General features: G+C 67.6%; 15 protein-coding genes. 1 reads left to right on the plus strand and 14 read right to left on the minus strand.

Annotated features, from left to right (window positions below; translation table 11 throughout):
• The first annotated feature begins 47 nt into the window (after positions 1–47).
• Positions 48–833 (plus strand): helix-turn-helix domain-containing protein, encoded by a 786-nt coding sequence (locus tag AC07VI_RS24615; RefSeq protein ID WP_172404820.1) that lies wholly within the window; start codon positions 48–50, stop codon positions 831–833.
• Here the strand turns inward: AC07VI_RS24615 and AC07VI_RS24620 are convergent.
• From AC07VI_RS24620 to AC07VI_RS24685, 14 genes are all read right to left on the minus strand, one after another.
• Entirely contained in the window at positions 806–3061 is a 2256-nt protein-coding gene (locus AC07VI_RS24620) for a patatin-like phospholipase family protein (protein ID WP_099374880.1), read from the minus strand. The genes AC07VI_RS24615 and AC07VI_RS24620 overlap by 28 nt on opposite strands.
• An 83-nt stretch (positions 3062–3144) precedes the next feature.
• Complete coding sequence (locus AC07VI_RS24625) at positions 3145–3708, minus strand: type II secretion system protein N (protein WP_099374879.1); 564 nt, start codon at positions 3706–3708, stop codon at positions 3145–3147.
• A 19-nt stretch (positions 3709–3727) separates the two neighbouring features.
• Positions 3728–4948 (minus strand): type II secretion system inner membrane protein GspF, encoded by a 1221-nt coding sequence (gspF, locus tag AC07VI_RS24630; RefSeq protein WP_086147907.1) that lies wholly within the window; start codon positions 4946–4948, stop codon positions 3728–3730.
• A 10-nt stretch (positions 4949–4958) separates the two neighbouring features.
• Positions 4959–6380: a type II secretion system ATPase GspE gene (gspE, locus tag AC07VI_RS24635; RefSeq protein ID WP_099374878.1), complete on the minus strand. Its 1422-nt coding sequence runs from the start codon at positions 6378–6380 to the stop codon at positions 4959–4961.
• Positions 6381–6390: 10 nt separating this feature from the next.
• Positions 6391–8625: a type II secretion system secretin GspD gene (gene gspD / locus AC07VI_RS24640; RefSeq protein WP_086147905.1), complete on the minus strand. Its 2235-nt coding sequence runs from the start codon at positions 8623–8625 to the stop codon at positions 6391–6393.
• Positions 8622–9398: a type II secretion system protein N gene (locus AC07VI_RS24645; RefSeq protein WP_492992197.1), complete on the minus strand. Its 777-nt coding sequence runs from the start codon at positions 9396–9398 to the stop codon at positions 8622–8624. Before AC07VI_RS24645 ends, gspD begins: the two co-directional genes overlap by 4 nt.
• Complete coding sequence (locus AC07VI_RS24650; protein ID WP_086147903.1) at positions 9395–9928, minus strand: type II secretion system protein M; 534 nt, start codon at positions 9926–9928, stop codon at positions 9395–9397. Before AC07VI_RS24650 ends, AC07VI_RS24645 begins: the two co-directional genes overlap by 4 nt.
• The gene (gene gspL / locus AC07VI_RS24655; RefSeq protein ID WP_492992194.1) at positions 9925–11154 is read right to left on the minus strand and encodes a type II secretion system protein GspL; all 1230 of its coding nucleotides are present in this window, start codon (positions 11152–11154) and stop codon (positions 9925–9927) included. Before gspL ends, AC07VI_RS24650 begins: the two co-directional genes overlap by 4 nt.
• Before the next feature lie 18 nt (positions 11155–11172).
• On the minus strand, positions 11173–12132 hold the full coding sequence (gene gspK / locus AC07VI_RS24660; RefSeq protein ID WP_086147901.1) for a type II secretion system minor pseudopilin GspK: 960 nt from the start codon (positions 12130–12132) through the stop codon (positions 11173–11175).
• Positions 12129–12752 (minus strand): PulJ/GspJ family protein, encoded by a 624-nt coding sequence (locus AC07VI_RS24665; RefSeq protein ID WP_086147900.1) that lies wholly within the window; start codon positions 12750–12752, stop codon positions 12129–12131. Before AC07VI_RS24665 ends, gspK begins: the two co-directional genes overlap by 4 nt.
• Positions 12752–13132: a type II secretion system minor pseudopilin GspI gene (gspI, locus tag AC07VI_RS24670; protein ID WP_492996240.1), complete on the minus strand. Its 381-nt coding sequence runs from the start codon at positions 13130–13132 to the stop codon at positions 12752–12754. Before gspI ends, AC07VI_RS24665 begins: the two co-directional genes overlap by 1 nt.
• A complete protein-coding gene (gene gspH, locus AC07VI_RS24675; RefSeq protein WP_492992191.1) occupies positions 13132–13617 on the minus strand; it encodes a type II secretion system minor pseudopilin GspH in 486 nt (161 codons plus the stop codon). The genes gspI and gspH overlap by 1 nt, the downstream gene beginning before the upstream one ends.
• Before the next feature lie 27 nt (positions 13618–13644).
• Positions 13645–14097 carry a type II secretion system major pseudopilin GspG gene (gene gspG / locus AC07VI_RS24680; protein ID WP_076565043.1) on the minus strand — a complete coding sequence of 151 codons (453 nt, stop codon included), beginning with the start codon at positions 14095–14097 and terminating at the stop codon, positions 13645–13647.
• A 93-nt stretch (positions 14098–14190) separates the two neighbouring features.
• Positions 14191–14952: a HesA/MoeB/ThiF family protein gene (locus AC07VI_RS24685; RefSeq protein WP_492992189.1), complete on the minus strand. Its 762-nt coding sequence runs from the start codon at positions 14950–14952 to the stop codon at positions 14191–14193.
• Positions 14953–14957 lie beyond the last annotated feature (5 nt).

Below are 14957 nucleotides of genomic sequence, written 5' to 3' on the forward strand. Positions count from 1 at the left end.
ACATTCGGTACCGTCATCCGCTACCAAACTTGTAAAAAGGAACTATCGTGAGTTCGCCTGAACTGGTTTTACGCGTGCTGCGCACCCAATTGCGCGCCGCCGGCATCACTTATAAGGTATTGGCCGAGCGCATCGCCATGAGCGAATCGAGCGTCAAGCGCATGTTTGGCCAGCACGACATGTCGCTGTCGCGCCTGGCCCTGATCTGCAAGGCTTCCGGCATCGCCATGGAAGACGTGCTGCGCGGCGCGGCCGACATCACGCCGCACGCCGACACGCTCACCCTGGTGCAGGAAAAGTCGCTGGTGGCGCATCCGCGCCTGCTGCTGGTGGCGATCTGCTGCCTGGGCCACTGGAGCCTGGAGCAGGTGGTGGAAACGTATGCGCTGACGCAGGCCGAGTGCATCGGCTGCCTGGCCGAACTGGACCGCCTGGGCTTGATCGAGCTCAAACCGCTGAACCGCTACAGCCTGCGCGTCTCGAACGCCTTCCACTGGCTGGCCGACGGTCCCGTGCAGCAGTACTTCCGCGAGTACGTGGTAGCCGATTATTTCAGCGGACACTTTGACGGCGCCGGCGAAACCCTGATGTGCATCCCGGCGCGCCTGTCGCTGTCGAGCGCCCAGGAGCTGGTGCAAAAAATCCGCCAGCTGGCCGAGGAACTGGCGCGCCTGCACCAGAACGACCGGCGCCTGCCCGCGCAGGAGCGCGACGGCTTTACCCTGCTGCTGGGTTTTCGCTCATGGGAATTTGCCGCCTTCACGGCGCTGCGCCGCAGCACGGCGTCCGTCGCCCCGGCAGCCCCTTACCAGACCGGTCCCAGGAACAGATAGAGCGTGCTCGCGCCGCCCTTCGACGCGCCCGACGCCACGTACACGGGGCCGAAGCGCGTATCGACGGAGATGAAGGCGCTGCTGGCCTGCGTGAATTTGCTGGCTTTCCAGCGCTCGCTCTGATCGAAGCCGCCGCCCATTTCCAGCGAAAAGCCGGCCCGCACGGCGCCGCCCAGGGTGCTCGGCAGAGAACCGATGCGGCGCGCCATCACGATGCGCGCCAGGGCCACGCTGCGCCCCGTCACCGACTCGAACTGCGTGCCGGACAGGCGCAAAAAGCCGCCCAGGCTGAGCGGCGCCTCGCCCCGCTGCGCGCGCGCCCATTCGCCATACACGTGGCCGGCCCAGTTGCCGCGGCCAAAGGCCTTCATGCCCGTGATGGCGGAACGCCCCAGGCCCGACTCGCCCGTACCGGTGGTCGCCGAGCGCGTCCAGGTGGCGTCGAACAGCACGCCGCGCGTGGGGAAACCGGGCGAATCGAGGGTATCGACGCGGAACTGGACGAACTGGTTGGTGCCCAGCGCCCGCTGGTCGGCCAAGGCCGGGTCGGCGGGAATGCTGACGCCGGCCTTGACTTCGCTGCGCGTGATGCCGAACTGCAGATCGCCCCAGAAACCGAACTGGCGCCCCAGCACCAGGCTGGCGCCCTGGCCGCTGTAGGCGACGCGCGCATTGCGCCGTCCCTTGTCGAACAGGTCGACCGCCTGCGAGCTGTACTGGATCGACGGCGCGATGTACCACGGATTGCCGGCGCCCAGCGGCTGCCAGTACTGCACCCCGAAGTTGCGCGTGGTGCCGATCTGCACCATGCTGCGCAATTCGCCGCCCCAGCTGTTCAGATTCGAGCGCACGTGCAGCAGCTTCAAGGCAAAGGTATTGCTGTCCCTGAAATCGCTGGCCACTTCCAGGCCCACGCGCAGGCGGCTGCTGGCCCACGGCGCCTCGACGGCCTTGATGGTGACGGCGCGCTGGTCGCCCGCATCGACCACGTCCGTCTCGACGCGCGCCACGTCGCCGCGGCCATACAGCTTGGCCGCCGCCTTGAGCACGTCTTCCTGGGTGACCGACTGCCCTTCCACCAGGCCCGATTGCGCCTGCAGGATGCGCGGATTGATATCGCCTTCGCTCTCCACGGCCAGGCGCGTCAGCGGCAGGGCCACGTCGAGCAGGGCCGGCGCGGCCAGGCGCAGCTGCTCGCGCGCCACGTACTGTTCCGGCGGCAGGGCCAGCGGCGCCAGGCGGGCGGCCAGCGCCTGCGCCGCCTGTTCGCCGGCGCGCATGGCGCGCGCATAGTTTTCAAAGTCGAGGAAGCTGACGCCCGTCAGGTCCGGCGCCACCAGGATGTCCTGCGGCTGCAGTTCCTTGAGCGAGCGCTGCACGTTCTGCTCCGTGAGGATCTGCAGCATCTGCTGCGCCACGCCGATGGCGCTGCCCAGCTCTTTTTCCGGCGCCAGCGGCGTGCCCACGTTGACGGCGATGATGATGTCGGCGCCCATGGCGCGCGCCATGTCGACGGGCAGGTTGCGCACCAGGCCCCCGTCGACCACCAGCCGGTTGTTGACGCGCACGGGGGCGAACACGCCCGGCACGGCCAGCGAGGCGCGCATCGACAGGAACAGCGGCGTGTCGACCAGCTCCACCAGTTCGCCATTGACCAGGTCCGAGGCCACCGAGCGGAAGGGCAAGGGCAGCTGGCTGGCGGGACGGTCGCGCATGCCGGCCGGCAGCAGGCGGTTCAGCGCCATCTCCAGCGCCGCATTGCTGGCCGCGGCCGGCGGCGTGGAAATGCCGTTGCGGCTGGTGCCGAATTCGATGCGCGACGGCAGCAGCAAATCTTCCTCGCGGCGGCGGAACGCCAGTTCGTCGCGCGGCGGCCGGTCGGCCACCACGCGCGCCCAATTCGTCTCGCGCGCCATCTTCTCCAGGTCCGCCACGGAAGCGCCGGCCGCATACGCGCCGCCGACCACGCCGCCCATGCTGGTGCCGACCACCATGTCGATCGGCACGTGCAGTTCCTGCAGCACTTTCAATACGCCGATATGCGCGAGGCCGCGCGCGCCGCCGCCCGACAGCACCAGGGCGATGCGCGGGCGCGCGGGCGGGGGAACGGCCTGGCCGGGAACGGGGGAAGGCGCGACGGCGGGAGCGTCGGCTGCGGCAGCGCCGGCTTGCGGCAAGACGCATAGCGCCGCCACGCAGGCCGCCAGGACGGCACGGATCAAGAACATGAAGACTCCTGTGGCGATGGCGGCACGGCGCCATCGGAAAAATACGATAACAACGGCGTTACTGCATAGTGAATGCGGCGGCGTTAATTCGACGGCGGCGCGCTGCTGGTCACCTGCGGCGGCGCCGGCATCATGGTGGCCGGGCGCGGCTGCTCCGTCGGCAACGGCGGCGGCACCAGGTTCGTCGCCGGCGCGGGCGCCGCGGCGGGCGCCGGCGCGGCAGCCACCTGCGCCGGCAAGGCCAGCGCCTTGTCGTCCGCCACCAGGTCGATGCGCTTGCTCACGCCACCGTCAAGCAGCAGCACATGGCGCGCATGCACTTCCTGCACCGTCACGCCGGGCGCCACCTCGGCGCCTTCAGGCAGGGCCACGGACGGCTTGCCGTCGGTCGAGATGATGGCCACGCTGCCGCGGCCATTGCCGGCCGCCACCACGCCCTTGAGCTGATAGTTGCTGGCCGTGGCCACGCTGACCTGGCCGCCGAACAGCGAGGCGCCCGCCTCCACGCTGGCATCCTGCACCACCGGCACGGCGGGAGGATTGATGGGGCGTTGCGGCGCCTTGAACAGCTGCATGGCCCAGTAGGCCAGCGAGACGGACAGCGCCACGACGGCGAGCAAACTTACAAGTTGGGGCAAACGCTTCATGGTTTCCTTGATATTTCTCTTAACGCACCAGCTGATTAATCTCGATAATCGGCATTAATACGGCCAGCACGATCAGCAGCACCACCACGCCCATGGCCAGGATCAGGGCCGGTTCCAGCAAGCCGGCGATGGTCAGGGTGCGGCGTTCCAGGTCCTGCTCCTGCGCGCTGGCGGCGCGCTCGAGCATGGCCGGCAGTTCGCCCGTGATTTCGCCGGCGCGTATCATGTGGATCAGCATGGGCGGAAAATGCTTTTGCGCCGACAGCGCGCGCGCCAGGCTCACGCCTTCGCGCACGGCGCCGCTGGCCTCGACCACCAGTTCCTGCATCGCCACGTTCGTCAGCGTGTCGCGGCTGGTGTCGAGCGCGCGCAGGATCGGCACGCCGGACCCGGTGGTAATGGCCAGGGTGCTGGCGAAACGCGCCGTGTTCAGGCTGCGCTCGAACTTGCCGTACAGGGGCGCCGTCAGCAGCCAGGTATGCCAGCGCCGCTTCAGTGCCGGCTGCTGCAGTGCGCGGCGCCACGCCACCCAGGCGCCGACGAGGGCAATCGCCACGACGATGCCGTAATGGCGCACGAAGTCCGACAGCGCCAGCATGATCACCGTCAGCATGGGCAGCTTCTGCTTGGTATTGGCGAACACGGAAACGATCTGCGGCACCACGTAGGTGAGCAGGAAGATCACGATGGAAAACGCCACCACCGTGACGATGGCCGGATACGTAAACGCCAGCTTGACCTTCTGCACCAGCGCATTGCGCCGCTCGATATAGTCGGCCAGGCGCGAGAGCACGCGCGACAGATGGCCGATCTGCTCGCCCGACGCCACCAGCGCCCGGTAAATTTCCGCGAAATCGCGCGGGTGCCGCGCCAGCACGTCGGAAAACGCGGCGCCGCCGATTACTTCCGAGCGGATCGAGGCGATCAGGTCGCGCAGGTAGGGCCGCTCGGCCTGTTCCAGCAGCGCGGAAAACGCCTGCTCCAGCGGCAGGCCCGCTTCCAGCAGGCTGGCCAGCTGGCGCGTAAACAGGGCCAGCTCGGTGTTTGAGAGGCGCTCGCCGAAGCCGCGCCGCTTGGTGACGCCGGCGGCGTCCACCTGCGCGGCGATCTGCTCGACGGCCAGCGGCACCAGGCCTTGCACGCGCAGCTCGGCGCGCGCGGAACGGGGACTGTCGGCATTGAGCACGCCCTTGCGGGTGGCGCCTTGCGCGTCAACGGCTTCATAACGGAATGCGGGCATGGTGGCGGGCCTAGTCTTTGGTCACGCGCAGCAACTCGGCCTGCGTGGTGGTGCCGTCGCGCAGCCAGCGTTCGCCGTCGTCGCGCATGCCCGTCATGCCGTCCTGCAGGGCGACGGCGCGCACGTCCGCCTCCGACGCCCGGTTGTGGATCTGCGCGCGGATCTGCTCCGTCGTGCGCAGCAGTTCATACACGCCGACGCGGCCCTGGTAGCCCGTCTGGCCGCACTGCTCGCAGCCGACCGCCTGCCAGTACTGGCCATCGAAGGTCTTGCAGGAGCCGCACAGCTTGCGCACCAGCCGCTGCGCCAGCACGCCCAAGAGCGACGACGACAGCAGGAACGGTTCGATGCCCATGTCGAGCAGACGCGTGACGGCCGCCGAGGCATCGTTCGTGTGCAGGGTGGCCAGCACCAGGTGGCCCGTCAGCGACGCCTGCACGGCGATCTGCGCCGTTTCCAGGTCGCGGATCTCGCCGATCATGATCACGTCCGGATCCTGCCGCAAAATCGCCCGCAGCGCCTTGGCAAACGTCATGTCGATGCGCGGATTGACCTGCGTCTGGCCCACGCCGGCCAGGTCGTACTCGATCGGGTCTTCCACCGTCAGGATGTTCGTCGTGGTGGCGTTGAGCATCGACAGCGCCGCATACAGGGTGGTGGTCTTGCCCGAGCCGGTAGGGCCCGTGACGAGCACGATGCCGTGCGGCTGCGTGATCAGGCCGTCGAACTGCTTCAGCATGGGCGCGCTCATGCCCAGGTGCTGCAGGTCGAGGCGGCCCGCCTCCTTGTCCAGCAAGCGCAAGACGGCCCGTTCGCCATGGCCGGTGGGCAGGGTCGAGACGCGCACGTCGACGGGCTTGCCGCCCACGCGCAGGGTGATGCGGCCGTCCTGCGGCAGGCGTTTTTCGGCGATGTCGAGCTGCGCCATGATCTTGATGCGCGAAATCAGCGAGCCGTGGATGGCCTTGCGGGGGCGCACCACGTCGCGCAGGCTGCCGTCGATGCGGAAGCGCACGACGGACGTCTGCTCGAACGGTTCGATGTGGATATCGGACGCGCCTTCGCGCAGCGCCTGCGTCAGCAGCGCGTTGATCATGCGGATGACGGGCGCATCGTCCGACGATTCAAGCAGGTCCTCGATGGCCGGCACGTCCTGCAGCAGCTTGGTCAAGTCCAGGTCGGCGTCGAATTCATCGGCCATCTGCGACGCGTCGCCGCCGCCGCCCGCGTAGGCGCCGGCAATGGCCGCGTCGAGCTCGGGGCGCGGCAGCACCGTCAATTGAATCTGGCCGAAACGGCGCGACACTTCGGCGATGGCCGCCGGCGCCGTCGATGCCGCCACCAGCACCTCGACCGGGGCGCCATCGACGGCGCCGGGCCGGGCCAGCAGGCCGAAATCGCGCGCGTAGGCGTAGGGAAGCAGATTACTCATGGCGCCCCGATCACTTCTGCTGCTGTTGCTGCTGGTATTGCTGCAGCAGCGGCTGCGGCGGCGTGGCCGCATTGGCCGGCGCGCCTGGCGGCGGCGTCGGCGCCGGCGGCACGGGACGCGTCACCATGCTGCCGCCCACCGGCTGGCCGTTTTCCAGGGCCGGCAGGACCGGCGTACCGAGGTCTTTCAGCATCAGGTTGCCCGAAGCCGGCACGGCGGCCGTCTCGGCCGAGCGCATGTAATCGTAGCGGTCGGCCGCCAGGCTGCCGCTCTGCTCCTTGTTGCGCACGATGACGGGGCGCAGGAAGATCATCAGATTGGTTTTCTTGCGCTCGCGCGTCTGATACTTGAACAGGTTGCCCAGCAAGGGGATGTCGCCCAAACCGCGTACTTTTTCCGCGTTGTCGCCCGTGCTGTCCTCGATCAAACCGCCCAGTACAATGATCTGCCCATCGTCGGCCAGCACATTGTTTTCGATCACGCGATTGTTAATCGTGATGCCGCTGACGGCCGTCGCCGTGGATTTATCCACGCTCGACGTCTCGTGATAGATGCCCAGCTTGATGGTGCCGCCCTCGGAAATCTGCGGGCGCACCTTCAGGGTCAGGCCCACCTCCTTGCGGTCGATGGTCTGGAACGGATTCGTGTTGGTGCCGGCCGTGCTGGTGTACTGGCCCGTCAGGATAGGCACGTTCTGGCCCACCTTGATGGTCGCCAGCTCGTTGTCCAGGGTGATCAGGTTCGGCGTCGACAGGATGTTCGCATTGCCGTCCGATTCCAGCGCATGCGCCACGGCGCCCAGGCCCAGCGCGCCGTTGATCTGCTTGAAGATGCCCAGGGTCAGGCCGCCCGTGGGCAGCACCTTGCCGCCGCCCAGCGCCAGCTTGGCGATATTGTTGTCGGTGCCGCCGGCAAACGACTGCAGCGCGCCCACGCGGTAGCTGCTGTTGCTGTCGCCGGACAGCCCCAGCCACTGCACGCCGAATTCGGAAGCCTTGGCCGACGTCACTTCGACGATCAGCGCCTCGATGTAGACCTGGGCGCGGCGCACGTCGAGCTGGTCGATCACGGCGCGCAGGTTGCGGTAAACGGCTTCGTTACAGGTCAAAATCAGGGTATTGGTCGAAGCGTCCGCCTGGATGAAGCCCGCCGCGCCGCCCGAGGACAGCTGCTGCGGCCCGTTGCTCAGCGCCGCCCCGCCCGTGGTGCCGCTCTGGGTATTGCCGCCCAGGCCCGTGCTGTTCATGCCGCTGTTGCTCTGGCTGATCTGGTTGTTCGTATTCTGGTTGCCGACGCCCTGCTGCGCCGTGGCGGCCGTGCCGTCCGACGTCACCACCGAGCGCAGGGTCTGCGCCAGCTTGGTGGCGTCCGCGTTCTTCAGGTACACCACGTGCACATTGCCCAGCTGCGTGGTGGGCTGGTCCAGCTTGGAAATGAGCGACTTGGCCAGGTTGGCGCGCGCCGCCGACGGCGCGCGCAGCACCAGCGAATTGGTGCGCGGGTCGGCCAGCACCGAGACCTTGCCCGCGTCGGCCGCCGCGCCGGCGCCGCCGCTGCCGCCTTCCATCAGTTTATTCACCATCGAGGCCAGGTCGGAAGCGATGGCATAGCGCACGGGGATCACATCCAGGTCCGTCGAGGCGGGCACGTCGAGCGCGGCGATGATTTTCGCCAGGCGCTTGAGGTTATCCGCGTAATCGGTGATCACCAGCGAGTTGTTGCCCGGGTTGGCGTTGATCGTGTTATTCGGCGAAATCAGCGGCCGCAGCACGGCCAGCAGGTTGGCCGAGGACTCGTAATTCAGGTAAAACACCTGGGTGGCGATCTGGTCGCCCTTCACCTGGCTGCTGCCGTTGCCCACCTGGGTCGGCACGGACTGCAGCTTGGCGTCCGCTTCCGGCACCACCTTCGCGTAGCCGTCGCCGGACACCACCGCGTAGCCCTGCAGGCGCAAGGCCGAGGCCAGCAGCCCGAAGGCCTGCGTCTTGCTGATCGATTTTTCCGACACCAGGGTGATCGTGCCCTTGACGCGGGGATCGATGACGAAATTGATGTTGGTGTAATGGCCCACCGCCTTGATCACCGATTCGATGTCGGCGCCGACGAAATTGAGCGCCGCCTCATCGCCGGGCGCGGCCCAGACGGGCGCCGGCATGCCGGCCACGGAACAGCACAGCAAGGCGGCGGCCGACAGGCGGCGCAGCGAGAAGGGGGAGGTATTTGGGCTCACGGATGGTTTTTTCATTGTCTAAACTCTAAGGCGATGATGTTCTTTTCGCTATTGCTACGGCGCTGTCCCAGCAAATTCAACAAACTCGCCAAGGTCTCTTCATATCCTGCTGCGGCCTGGGCCTGGCCGGAAAACTGCATGCGCCCCTGATTCAGGCTGCCGCTGCCGTCGAGCAGCAGCGGTCCTTTGATCGAGCGCAAGGCCAATGTCGCCTGCTGCCCCTGCCAATCGAAATCGAGTTCATAACTGCCCAGCGGACGCAGCGACGACAGGCGCGAGGCCATGTCCGTCATCTGCAAGGTGGTGCGGCCGACGGCGGAAAACTGCCGCTGCTCCAGGGCCAGCTCCAGCGTGCTCCACGACAGGCGCATGCTGCCCGTCGGCGCCACGGTATTTAACGGCGCACCAAGGCCGCCGAGGCCATCGGCCGGCAGCAGCAGGGCCGCCGGGCTGACCTGCCAGTGCGACCACGAGCCGCGCAGGTTCACCGGCTGCGACAACGCCTGCGGATTCTGCACTTCCACGTCCGCCGCCCCCCACAGCACCGAGGGCGAAATGCGCCAGCTGAAGCGCCCCGGCAGCAGCGGCGTCACGGCGCCGTTCGCGCTGGCCGCCCCGCCGATAAAGGCCGAGCCGCGCCACAGGGTACCCTGCGCGTCGCCCAAGGTCAAACGTCCGCCCGTCTGCTTTTCCACGATACTGGCCACCCAGCCGGCCGGGAAAAACACCAGCAGGGTGACGCAGACGCTGGCGACGATGGCCAGCAGCCATCCGAGCAGGCGCATCATCGCGTCGCGCCCGGGCTCTGGTGCAGGCTCAGGGTGGCGTCCACCTGGCCCGCCTTGTTCTGCGCCGTGATCTTGGCTTCCTGCACGGCGATGCGGCCTTCGCGGCGCAAGCCGTCCAGCCACAGCATGACGCTGGCGAACGGCACGCCGTTCAGCTGCACGCGCGCATACTCTCCCGTCAGCGACAGCGATTGCGGCGCCAGGCCGCGCGCTTTCAGCGACGCATCGAGGCTGTCACGGCTCATGGGCGCCACCTGCACGGGCGCCTGGCGCGCCAGCTCCCCCGCTTCGCGCGCCAGCCCCTGCAGCTGGGCCGCGTTCTGGCGCAGCTCGGGCAAGCTTTTTTGCAAGGCGATGCGGCCCGTCCACGCCGGCTCGAAAAACACGGCGTAGACGAGGGCCAGCCCCGCCACCACGCCGCCGATGGCCAGCAGCTTGCGCTCCTGCTGCGTACGCTCCGCCCAGAACGCCTGCACGGCCTGCTGCCGCCCCGTCCACGCTGCGCGCGCCTTGTTGACTGCTGCACTCATGCTTTTGCTCCCGTGGCCGGCGTGATCTTCCACACGCCCGGCTCCGTTTCATTCAAGGCCAGCTTGCGCGCGGCCAGGCCGTCGCGCACCTGCGCCTGGGCGCTGGCGGTGACCATGTCCGGCTTGAGCCGCACGATCAGGCTGCGTTCGCGGTATTCGAGCGACGCCACCACGCCGCGCCCGGCCAGGCCGCCCAGCGCCTCGCCCAGCGCCGCGCTCATGCTGGTGAAGTCATCCATGCTGGCCTGGCCGCCCTGCAGGCGGGCGGCAGCGATATTGCGGCGCATCTGCTCCGCTTCCAGTCCAGACACGGGCGCCTCGTTCGGATATGCGGCCTTGAAGGTCTGCTGCATCGAGGTGTGCACGGTGGCCGCCTCGCGCTTCAGGCGCATCCATTCGATATTCATGCCGGCCAGGTTGACGATCACCGTCAGCAGCGCCAGGCGCAACGGCCAGCGCCAGCGGCGCCAGTCGGCGGCCGCGCCCGTGGCCGTGCCCAGCGCGGGAGCCAGGTCCAGCGCCGCGCCCCTGGCGCCGGCGATCCAGTGCGCCCAGTGGTCGGGCGCCACCGTCACGCCGTCCATGCCGGCGGCCAGTTGTTGATATTGCGCAAGCTCGGCCTGCGCCACGTACACCGTCAGGGGCACGTCGCCGGCAAACGCGCGCGTCGTCAGCAGCGCCTGCTGCGGCTGGGCCGGCAGCACCAGGCCCAGGCCTTCCTGCGGCGCCTGGCGCAAGGCCAGCTCCAGGCCGTCACCGGCCGCTTGCAAGGACGCCGTCACGCTGCCCGGCTGCAGGGGCAGGCACAGCTGGGATGGCAGCAGCGCCACCTTGCGCGCGCCCTGCGCCAGCAAGGCTTTCACGAGTACCTCGGCCCAGGCGCGCTGCGCCACGGCCACCGTGCGCATGCCGGACGCATCGGCCGCGCCGGCGGCCAGCAGGCAATCCTGGGCGTCGCCGAGGATGTGTTCTTCCACCAGGCCCGGCAAGGCCGCGCGCAGGCGGGCACCGGCCAGCGGCGGGGTTGTCAGGCGCAGCAGGGTCACGTCGGCCGCCGCCAGCAGCAGCACCACCTGCTTCGCGCCGGCGATCAGCTGGCCCAGGCTGCCCACGGGCGAGCTGCCCTGCTGCAGCAGGGCGCCGCCGTCGCCGGCCAGCACGAAGGAGCAGGCGGGCGCGCTATCGGTGGACGCCTTGGCCGGGTGCCGGATATACAAAGTTGTCAAAATGACTCGCTTTCAGGGTTAATTTTCCCGCAGCCAGACCAGGCTGGTGGTGCGTTGCGGATCCGTTTTTCGGTTGACGAGCGCCACGGCATCGAGGGCGGCGCGGTCCAGCCGCACGCGGATAACGGTCAGAAAATACCGGCTCTTCACATCAAGCTCCACGCCTTCGATAATATTATTCTTTAAGTTTGCCAAATCGACAAATTTTTTGCGCGGATTGCTCAGGGTCAGGGCGCTGGCCTCGGACAAGGACATCGTCGTCACGGCCGCCAGCACCTCGGCCGGGGCCGTATTCACGTTGACCGGCGTGAGCTCCGGCAGGACGATGACGAAGTCGCGCAGCTGCTCGATCATCTGCGGCGTGTAGCCGGGCACGGCCAGCAAATCCTCGATCTGGGTGAAGGCCACCGGCTCGCTGCCGCCGCCCGCGGAGCTGGCGGCCGGGGCCTTGCCATCGCTGCCGCTGCTCACCGCGCGCGGTTTCGGCTTTGCCCGCAGCACGGCGTCGGCCGTGGCCTGCGCCAGGCCGCTGTCGAGCCGCAGGTTCGACAGCAAACGCTGGTAGGCCAGCACCTGCTGCGGATTGATGGGGCCCGTGGCGTCCACCAGGTTGGTAATATTGAAACGCGCCTGCGCGTCGAGGGCGCGGCCCGAGACGGTGGCGTCGAATTTTTCCGTGTCGACCTTTTCACGGTCGACGTAGTCATCGAGCCGCGCTTCCTCGATGGGCGTGGCCCACACGCCGTCGAGCGCCGTCAGCGAGGGATTGTCCTGGCGCAACCAGAAGCGGGCGAAATCGACCATGCCGCGCATGGCCCACTGCGTCTGCAGGCGCAGGCGCTGGTTTTCCATCGAGCGCACCTGCACCTGCTGCTGCCAGAACAGGCTGGCGACGACGGTGATGGCCAGCGCCGTCAGCAGCAAGGCCGTGATGACGGCCACGCCGCGCTGGCGCGCAGGGAGCGAAAAGCGCCTCATCCCGGCCCCAGCAAGAAGACTTTGGACAGGCCTGCGTCCTGGCCCGGCATCTGCAAGGTCACTTCCAGGCCCGGCACCTGGGTCGAGATGGTGGCGCCGGCCGTCAGCACGTTCCAGGCGCCGTTGCTCCAGCCGCGCATGACCATGCTGTCCACGCCGCGCATCAGGGCCACGTCGGCGCTGGAGGTATCGGTATCGTCGCGCGCCGCCTGCCACAGGGTGTCGAGCACGGCCAGGTCGCGCGTGCCGTTCGACTCGCGCCGCGTCAGCACGCCGCCACGCAGGCGGTAAGTGACCACTTGCAACTGCTGCGGCTCCTGCTCCGATGCGGCCAGGCGCACCAGGGTCAGGCGGTCATTCTCGGCCGTCAGGTTGACGCGGCCGTTGAGCAGCGTGTTTTTCAGCCCGGCGCCGGCCAGGTGGTCGCAATCGCTCTGCATCTGGGCAAACGCCAGCTGCATGCCGCGCGCCTGCTCCAGCTGGCTCGTCAGCACCTCGCGCGAACGCACGATGCTGTCCAGGCCGCGCCAGCCCAGCACGGCGACCATGGCCAGGATGCCGATCGCCACGAGCAGCTCGATCAGGGTGAAGCCGGCGGCGGAGAACGTGCGGCGCGCCATCAGTCGTTAAAGGAAAGCAAGACCAGGCGCACGATGCGCCGGGCCGGATATTGCACGTCGTACACGTTCACGCGCACTTGGCGGATGCGGGGATTCGGCGTGGCCACCACTTCCTCCTCGCAGATGAGTTTTAAATCGCCCTGCGGACAATCGACCGTGCGCTTGCCCGTCTGCGGAAACGTTTTCGCCAGGCGCAGGCGCACCAGGTGGTTTTCCGCCGACCAGGTGGCCATCATGGCGCTGCGCAAGCCGTCGCTGTTCTGCGTCAGGCTGCCCACGGCGCGCAGCGAGGCGCCCAGCGCCGTGCCGACGATGACGAGGGCGACCAGGACTTCCAGCAAAGTGAAGCCGCGCTGGCGAGGTTGTCGGGTAAAGGCCATCATTGTTCGACCGTGAAGTGGCCGATGCCGTCGGCGCGGATGGCCACGCTGCGCTCGCCGCTGGCCAGGGTCAGCACGAATGGCTTGTCGACCGGTTCGCGGCCGAAGATGATGCGCAGCGGCTGGGCCACGCTGTTCGACGGCTGCACGCTGAGCAGCATGGGCGTGTTGCTGAAGCTGCGTTCGCGCAGCAAATCGTCCTGCGTCACGGGCTGCCACAGCTTTTCATTAAGCACCAGGAAACGGTATTGATTTTCGTCCGCCTCGAACGCCACCTGGCGGCTGCGCACGATGGCTTCGTCGCGCGCCAGCTGCAGCAGCAGGGCGATGCGCTCGGCTTCCTTTTGCAAGGCTTGCTGGCCATTCGGCATGGCGTTGAGCGACACGAGCCCCAGGGTGACGCCGATGATGACCATCACCACCAGCAGCTCGATCAGCGTGAAGCCGCGGCTGTGGGAGGGACGCCCGTGTGTCATGGCGCGCATGAGCATGGCATGGAAAAGCGGAAGGGCTTACTGGTCCCAGGAGCCGATATCGGCATCGTCGCCGCTACCGCCGGGCTGGCCATCGGCGCCCAGCGAAATGATGTCGACTTCGCCTTTGATGCCCGGCGACAGGTACTGGTAAGGATTGCCCCAAGGATCTTTCGGCATCTTTTCCAGGTAGCCGCCCGCTTTCCAGCCATTCGCGGCCGGGCCCGTCGTCGGTTTTTCCACCAGGGCGCGCAAGCCCTGCTCGGTGGTCGGATAGCGCTGGTTGTCCAGGCGGTACAGTTTCAGCGCTTGCATCACGGTGGCGATATCGACTTTCGCCGCCGCCACTTTCGACTCGCCCGTGCGGGCGATCAGCTTGGGCACCACCAGCGACGCGAGGATACCCATGATCACCACCACGACCATGATTTCGATCAAAGTGAAGCCGCGCGCGCGGCGCTGGCGTATCGGACGGTTTGCTGCGTTTTGCATAAGAAAGTGAGAAGAAGGTGAGTAATGAAGGCAGAGTATAAAGCGGAAATATGACAAAGCCTGTCATATAGGGAAAAATTTGTGCGGCAGCTGTCAGGCCGGCAAGACCACTACGCCGCAGACGGCGCAGCCGGGGTCGCGCGCCACGCGCATGCTGCTCCATTCCATGTGCAGCCCGTCGAGCAGCAACAGGCGCCCGGCCAAGGATTCGCCCACGCCCATGATGAGTTTCAGGGCTTCGGCCGCCTGCATGGCGCCGACCACGCCCACCAGCGGCGCGAACACGCCCATGGTCGAGCACGCCTCGTCCGTGAACTGCTGTTCTTGAGGAAACAGGCAGGAATAACATGGCTGGGTGCCCGTGCGCGGGTCGAACACGCTCACCTGCCCGTCGAAGCGGATCACGGCGCCCGACACCAGCGGCACCTTGTGCGCCACGCAGGCGCGGTTGACGGCGTGGCGCGTGGCGAAGTTGTCGGTGCAGTCGAGCACCACCGTGGCTGACAAGACCAGTTCGGCCAGGCGCGCGCCGTCCAGGCGTTCCTGCAAGGCAATGATGGCTATCTCGGGATTGATGCCGGTCAAGGTTTCGCGCGCCGACAGCACTTTCGGCTGGCCCACGCGCTGCGTGGTGTGGGCGATCTGGCGCTGCAGATTGGTCAGATCGACCGTATCGTCATCGACCAGGGTCAGCCTGCCGACGCCGCTGGCGGCCAGGTACATGGCGGCCGGCGAACCGAGCCCGCCCGCGCCGATCACCAGCACGTGTGCGTCCAGCAGGGCTTGCTGGCCTTCGATGCCGATCTGGTCAAGCAGGATATGGCGCGAATAGCGCAGCAGTTGATGGTCGTTCATGGCGG

Source organism: Janthinobacterium sp. GW821-FHT03A03 (assembly GCF_059421435.1).

Excerpts from the sequence above, each read along its gene's own strand:
- AC07VI_RS24620 (WP_099374880.1), bottom strand. The coding sequence starts at position 3,061 with ATGTTCTTGATCCGTGCCGTCCTGGCGGCCTGCGTGGCGGCGCTATGC.
- AC07VI_RS24625 (WP_099374879.1), bottom strand. The coding sequence starts at position 3,708 with ATGAAGCGTTTGCCCCAACTTGTAAGTTTGCTCGCCGTCGTGGCGCTG.
- gspF (WP_086147907.1), bottom strand. The coding sequence starts at position 4,948 with ATGCCCGCATTCCGTTATGAAGCCGTTGACGCGCAAGGCGCCACCCGC.
- gspE (WP_099374878.1), bottom strand. The coding sequence starts at position 6,380 with ATGAGTAATCTGCTTCCCTACGCCTACGCGCGCGATTTCGGCCTGCTG.
- gspD (WP_086147905.1), bottom strand. The coding sequence starts at position 8,625 with ATGAAAAAACCATCCGTGAGCCCAAATACCTCCCCCTTCTCGCTGCGC.
- AC07VI_RS24645 (WP_492992197.1), bottom strand. The coding sequence starts at position 9,398 with ATGATGCGCCTGCTCGGATGGCTGCTGGCCATCGTCGCCAGCGTCTGC.
- AC07VI_RS24650 (WP_086147903.1), bottom strand. The coding sequence starts at position 9,928 with ATGAGTGCAGCAGTCAACAAGGCGCGCGCAGCGTGGACGGGGCGGCAG.
- gspK (WP_086147901.1), bottom strand. The coding sequence starts at position 12,132 with ATGAGGCGCTTTTCGCTCCCTGCGCGCCAGCGCGGCGTGGCCGTCATC.
- AC07VI_RS24665 (WP_086147900.1), bottom strand. The coding sequence starts at position 12,752 with ATGGCGCGCCGCACGTTCTCCGCCGCCGGCTTCACCCTGATCGAGCTG.
- gspI (WP_492996240.1), bottom strand. The coding sequence starts at position 13,132 with ATGGCCTTTACCCGACAACCTCGCCAGCGCGGCTTCACTTTGCTGGAA.
- gspH (WP_492992191.1), bottom strand. The coding sequence starts at position 13,617 with ATGCGCGCCATGACACACGGGCGTCCCTCCCACAGCCGCGGCTTCACG.
- gspG (WP_076565043.1), bottom strand. The coding sequence starts at position 14,097 with ATGCAAAACGCAGCAAACCGTCCGATACGCCAGCGCCGCGCGCGCGGC.
- AC07VI_RS24685 (WP_492992189.1), bottom strand. The coding sequence starts at position 14,952 with ATGAACGACCATCAACTGCTGCGCTATTCGCGCCATATCCTGCTTGAC.